This is a genomic window from Streptomyces himastatinicus ATCC 53653 (assembly GCF_000158915.1).
Taxonomy (GTDB): domain Bacteria; phylum Actinomycetota; class Actinomycetes; order Streptomycetales; family Streptomycetaceae; genus Streptomyces; species Streptomyces himastatinicus.
The window spans coordinates 430,716-431,567 of sequence record NZ_GG657754.1 but is presented as its reverse complement, the minus strand read 5'-3'; the positions used below and the strand labels follow the sequence as shown (position 1 = coordinate 431,567).

The 852-nt window shown below is 76.9% G+C and carries 1 protein-coding gene; it reads left to right on the top strand.

The features are described from left to right. A partial coding sequence (locus tag SSOG_RS01835; RefSeq protein WP_039936315.1) for an HAD-IC family P-type ATPase occupies positions 1–852 on the top strand: 852 nt, incomplete at both ends.

Here is an 852-nt window from a genome sequence, read left to right as displayed (position 1 = left end):
CGCTCGCGGAGCTGTTCGCCCGCTCCGCGGTCGGCGCCCGGGTGCGCCGCGGCGGTACGGAACGCCTGGTCACCGCCGGGGACCTGGTCCTCGGGGACATCATCACGCTGGGCCCGGAGGATGTGGTCCCCGCCGACTGCCGGGTGGTGGAGGCCGACGGCCTGGAGGTCGACGAGTCCTCGCTGACCGGCGAATCCCTGCCAGTGGCCAAGAGCCCGGCGCCGGTGGTCGCCGCGCACATCACCCAGCGCCGCTCGATGCTCTACGAAGGCACCACCGTCTCCGCCGGGCGCGCGCAGGCCATCGTCGTGGCCACCGGGCCGTCCACCGAGGTCGGCCGCAGCCTGGCCACCGCCCGCCGTGCCGCACCCGTGACCGGCGTCGAGGCGCGGCTCACCGCGCTCACCCGCTCCAGCGTCCCCATCGCGATCGGATCGGCCGCCGCCGTGTCCGGCGCCGGGCTGCTGCACGGCCTCCCGCTGACCGAGAACCTGGCCTCGGCGGTCAACCTCGCCGTCGCGTCCGTACCCGAGGGCCTGCCGTTCCTCGTCAACGCGGCACAGCTCGCCGCCGCCCGGCGGCTGGCCGACCTCGGCGCCCTGGTCCGCAATCCGCGCACCATCGAGGCGCTCGGCCGCGCCGACGTGCTGTGCTTCGACAAGACCGGCACCCTCACCGAGGGCACCCTCCAGCTCGCGGCCGTCAGCGACGGCGGCGGCCCGCAGCCCGCCGACCGGCTCGACACCCCGCGCAAGGACGTGCTCGCGGCCGCCCTGCGGGCCACCCCGCCCGCGCGCCAGGCCGAGCCCATGGCCCATCATACCGACCGCGCGGTCATGGCCGGGGCGCGCC